The following is a 4,144-nucleotide window of genomic DNA, read 5'->3' as shown; positions in this document are numbered from 1 at the left end:
TTCAAGACCGGCCTCTCGGGCGAACTCGATGGCGCGATCAACTTCTGGCACTTCCTGGCCAAGATGAAGGCCGGCGGCATGCGCGAGCTGATCTCGGTCGAAGAGGCCGGCAATGCGCTGGGGCTCGACATCGACACGCCGCTTCTGGGCTACTACTTCAAGCGCAGCTTCCTCGACGCGCATCCCGGCCTCGCCCAGTCGTTCTACGACGCCAGCCGCGACGCCAAGGACCTGCTCTCCACCAGCGACGCAGCCTGGGAGGCGATCCGCCCGGACATGAACGCGGGCAGCGACGCCGAGTTCGACCTGCTCAAGAGCGACTGGATCGCCGGCATCCCCGCACGCGGTCCGGTCGATATCGAGGGCGCGAACCGGATGCTTGCCCTTATGAACGCGCTCGGTGGCGCCGAACTGGTGGGCGAGGCCACCGAAATACCCGCCGGCCTGTTCGCCGATCTGGAGTAGGCTTGGGCCGATGACCGGCAATCCCGCGGTGACATCCGCCCTGTCGATCGCCGGGCTTTTCGTGCTGTGGATCGTCGCCGCGACGCTGGGCGCCGACCCGCAGGTCCTGCCGCAGCCCTGGGCGCTGATCGACCCGCTGGTGCGGGAGGTCGCGAGTGGCACCCTGCCGTACCACCTCGGCGCGACGCTGCTGCGCGTGATCTGGGCCTTCGCCCTGGCCATGGCCTTCGGTGTCGCACTCGGGCTGGCGATGGGTCGGTCCGAGCGGGTCAACCGCTGGCTCGACCCGTGGCTGGTGATCTTTCTGAACCTGCCCGCGCTGGTGCTGATCGTACTGTGCTATCTCTGGATCGGGTTGAACGAGACGGCCGCAATCCTCGCCGTGACGCTCAACAAGATCCCCAACGTCGCCACCTTCATCCGCGAGGGCGCGCGCGCCTTGTCGCCCGACCTCGACGCGATGGCGCAGGTCTACCGCATGTCGTGGTGGGCCCGGTTGCGGCACGTCACGCTGCCGCAGCTTGCGCCCTACATCACGGGCGCCGCCCGGGCCGGGATCGCGGTCATCTGGAAGATCGTGCTGGTGGTCGAGTTCCTCGGCCGGTCGTCGGGCGTCGGTTTCCAGATCCACCTGTATTTCCAGCTTTTCGACGTGACGATGGTGCTGGTCTACTCGCTGTCCTTCATCGCGGTGATGCTGGCCGTCGAATGGCTGCTGCTGCAGCCGTGGGAACGTCGTGTGCGACGCTGGAGAACCGCGTGATCCGGGTCGACATCCGGTCGAAATTCTTCGGCGACGAACAGGTATTGGGGCCTGTCCGCTTCGACATCGCGCCGGGCGAGACCGTGGCGCTGGTCGGGCCGTCGGGGATCGGCAAGTCGACCGTGCTGCGCATCGTCGCGGGCATCGACACCCGGTTCGAGGGCCGCATCGAGCGGCCCGACGCGCTGGCCATCGTCTTCCAGGAGCCGACGCTGCTGCCATGGCGCAGCGCGCTCGACAACCTTCTGCTCGCGCATCCTGGTCTGGGCCGTGACGCGGCGCGCGAGGCGCTGGACCGCGTCGGGCTGGCGGGCAGGGACGACGCGTTTCCAGGCCAGCTCTCGCTGGGTCAGCAGCGGCGGCTGTCGCTGGCGCGCGCCTTCGCGGGGCGGCCCGAGCTGCTGATCATGGACGAACCGTTCGTCTCGCTCGACCCGGAAGTGGCCGAGCAGATGATGACGCTGACAGAGGCGCTGATCGCGCGGACGCGCCCGGCCACGCTGTTCGTGACCCACGCACGGGTCGAGGCCGAGCGTCTTGCCGACCGCGTGTTAGAGTTGCGCAACCACCCGGCGACGCTGGCCTGAGCGGCACGCAGTCTGCGGAACGCCTACACGGGCCGGCTGTCTCCAGGTGCCTCTTTCGAGGTGATCTGCCGCGCCACGTGCTCGTGGTCCAGCCAGCGGACGGGACCTTCCGGATCGTTGGACGCGGCCAGCATGATGTTGCCCGTCGCATCGACGACGAGACTGCTGAGCAGGTCACTGACCAGATGCTTGCGGTCGCGATGCAGCGCGACGATCTGCTGCGACGTGCCGACGGTGCGCTCGACCTGCTCGGCGCTGTTCGCCATCGGCCAGGCGTCGAAGTCGTTGAACGACTGGATGACCGGGTCGTCGTGATAGTCGCCGACGATTTTCAGCACATCCTCCAGCGTCACGTCGTCACGAAGAAGCGCCTCGCACCGCTGCCATATCTCGTCGGTGTAGGGGCCGCCGCCTTCATGCCGCACCGCCTGCAAAAGCGGGAGAAGCGACAATTCGATGCCGGCGAAAACGTCCGAGGAATTCGTCCGAATCTCGGGGCAGTTGTACACCGTCGCCGCGATGCCGGCGTCCCATGCGTCCTGCGCCAGTTTCTCGAGCCGCATCTTGGCGTAGCCCTGCGTGTAGCTCGTGTAGGTCTGCCACCGATACTCGCCGTCGTTCAGGATGCGCGTGCCGTGATAGCCGTAGGCGAGGTAGCGCACAGCGCCGCCGGTCGCTTCGATCCGTTGTCTTATCTGAGCGCTGCCGTTCAGCAGGTGACCGAATGAATGCGCCGTGACGTCGTCGAAGTTCTGCAGGATGAGCTTTCCGAGGTCGCTCGCCAGCAGAGCGTCCGAAGACAGGTACCTGTCGCCGCGACCCTTGTAGACGCGGTTGGCGATCGCCAGGAACGCCTTCGCGCGCGGGATGCCGCCGGCCATGGTGTGCGCGAATAGCACGTTGCTGCCGTCCGGGATCAACGCGTCCAGCTCGGTCATCGCCGACTCGAGCGCCGCCTCGAAGCGCGCGGTTCCGATGGCACGGCTCTCGGCGATACGGTCCCAGTCGAGCTTGAACTCTTGCCAGTTGTCGAGCGTCATCTCCCGCAGCATGTCGGTCGGCGTCGGCTCTCCGCTGGGCGCATCCATGTCGAACCCGGCCATCAGCGGGATGTTGACGATCCGGCCGCCAAGGTTGGCTTCGGCCTGCGCGAGCTCGTCTTCCGTGAGTGGGCGCAACGCACCGTCGTCGTCGCGCCGCCCGACGGTGATCCCGAGGATCGTCATGCCCGCCGCCCGTGCGGCGTCGACCAACCCGGTTGCATAGCCGCGCCCGAACAATTCTCCGAACAGGACGAGGATGTCTCCGGAGCCGAACAGCGTGTTCCGGCTCAGGTCGCGAAGGGGGATCGGTTGGTGCATCGGTGTCTCTCGCCTGGATTCCGGTGCTCGGCTTGCGGGTTCAGGGCCAAGGCCTTGTCTTGCCGAGCGGATTTGTACCAATGCGTCCCGCTTAATGGAGCGGGGCGGGTGTGTACAGAGACGACCGCCGGCGCGGGCGGGTCCCGACGTATGCGGTGGCGATGGCGCAACGACGGCTGTGCGCTCAGAACATCATGCAATCTGCCCCCGGCGGTAGCGGATCCGCGCCCTCGGGCAGGGTGGGCGTGTATTGAAACGTGACGATTTCCGCGCCGCCGTCGAAGGCCACGAACAGCTGGTCCGAGCCAGGACGGATCGCGATGCCTTCGGGGTCGATGCCGTAGGGCAGCAGATCCGCCTGCGCCAGAAGCGCCCCGTCCGGCGTGAACTCGTAAAGGCTGTTCGATCCTTCGCGGTCGTCGACGATCAGCATGTGCCCGGTTCGCGGGTCGATCGCGATGCCCTGCGCCTCGCGCAGCGGCGGGGTCAACGTCATTGTGTCGATACGGGTGCGAAGGGCTCCGTCACGGTCGAACCACGACAGGCGCTCGGGGTCGTCCTCGACGGTGACCAGCTCGCCGGACGCGTTGATGGCGATGCCCTCGGTGTCGGCGCGCCCACCTTCCAGCGTAAACGGCGGGGCGAGCGGCTCGCCGTCCTTGGTCAGGCGCTGCATCCGGCCCATCCCGTCGCCGACGATCAACCCGTTCCCCTCGATCGCGATCGCCTTGATGCGGAACAGGTCGCTGCCGATCCGGCGCAGCTCGCTGCCGTCGAGCGTGACGAGGACGGCCTCGGGGCCTTCGTTGGCGATCCAGAGGCCGCAGAACGTCGGATCGTAGTCGAGGCTGGCGGGGCGGTTCAGGTCGTAGCGGCCGGTCTCGCGCAGGTCGAGCGCCGTTACCGGGGTTGCGGCGAGCGCCGCGACAAGCGTGCAGATCCTGACGGTCACGTCACACCCTCCGTGC

At 67.3% G+C, this 4,144-nt stretch carries 4 protein-coding genes and 1 pseudogene; 3 read left to right on the top strand and 2 right to left on the bottom strand.

What is annotated here, in order from left to right:
* The 3 genes and pseudogenes from ACFDTC_RS09435 to ACFDTC_RS09425 all read left to right on the top strand — a co-directional run.
* Window positions 1-465: pseudogene (locus tag ACFDTC_RS09435) on the top strand (ABC transporter substrate-binding protein); the annotation flags it as partial.
* Between the two features lie 10 nt (window positions 466-475).
* On the top strand, window positions 476-1,228 hold the full coding sequence (locus ACFDTC_RS09430) for an ABC transporter permease (protein WP_375258625.1): 753 nt from the start codon (window positions 476-478) through the stop codon (window positions 1,226-1,228).
* Window positions 1,225-1,815, top strand: coding sequence for an ABC transporter ATP-binding protein (locus ACFDTC_RS09425; RefSeq protein WP_375258624.1), 591 nt, complete (start codon window positions 1,225-1,227; stop codon window positions 1,813-1,815). Before ACFDTC_RS09430 ends, ACFDTC_RS09425 begins: the two co-directional genes overlap by 4 nt.
* A gap of 23 nt (window positions 1,816-1,838) precedes the next feature.
* On the opposite strand, the gene ACFDTC_RS09420 is transcribed toward ACFDTC_RS09425, so the two are convergent.
* Together ACFDTC_RS09420 and ACFDTC_RS09415 are read right to left on the bottom strand one after the other, a co-directional pair.
* Window positions 1,839-3,257: a hypothetical protein gene (locus ACFDTC_RS09420; RefSeq protein WP_375258623.1), complete on the bottom strand. Its 1,419-nt coding sequence runs from the start codon at window positions 3,255-3,257 to the stop codon at window positions 1,839-1,841.
* A 103-nt stretch (window positions 3,258-3,360) separates the two neighbouring features.
* Window positions 3,361-4,128 carry a hypothetical protein gene (locus ACFDTC_RS09415; protein WP_375258622.1) on the bottom strand — a complete coding sequence of 256 codons (768 nt, stop codon included), beginning with the start codon at window positions 4,126-4,128 and terminating at the stop codon, window positions 3,361-3,363.
* Window positions 4,129-4,144 lie beyond the last annotated feature (16 nt).

Source organism: Citreimonas sp., assembly GCF_042096055.1.
Taxonomy (GTDB): Bacteria; Pseudomonadota; Alphaproteobacteria; order Rhodobacterales; family Rhodobacteraceae; genus Citreimonas.
This window is presented reverse-complemented; position numbering and strand designations above follow the sequence as displayed.

Coding starts and splice junctions, on each gene's coding strand:
- ACFDTC_RS09430 (WP_375258625.1), top strand. CDS start 476: ATGACCGGCAATCCCGCGGTGACATCCGCCCTGTCGATCGCCGGGCTT.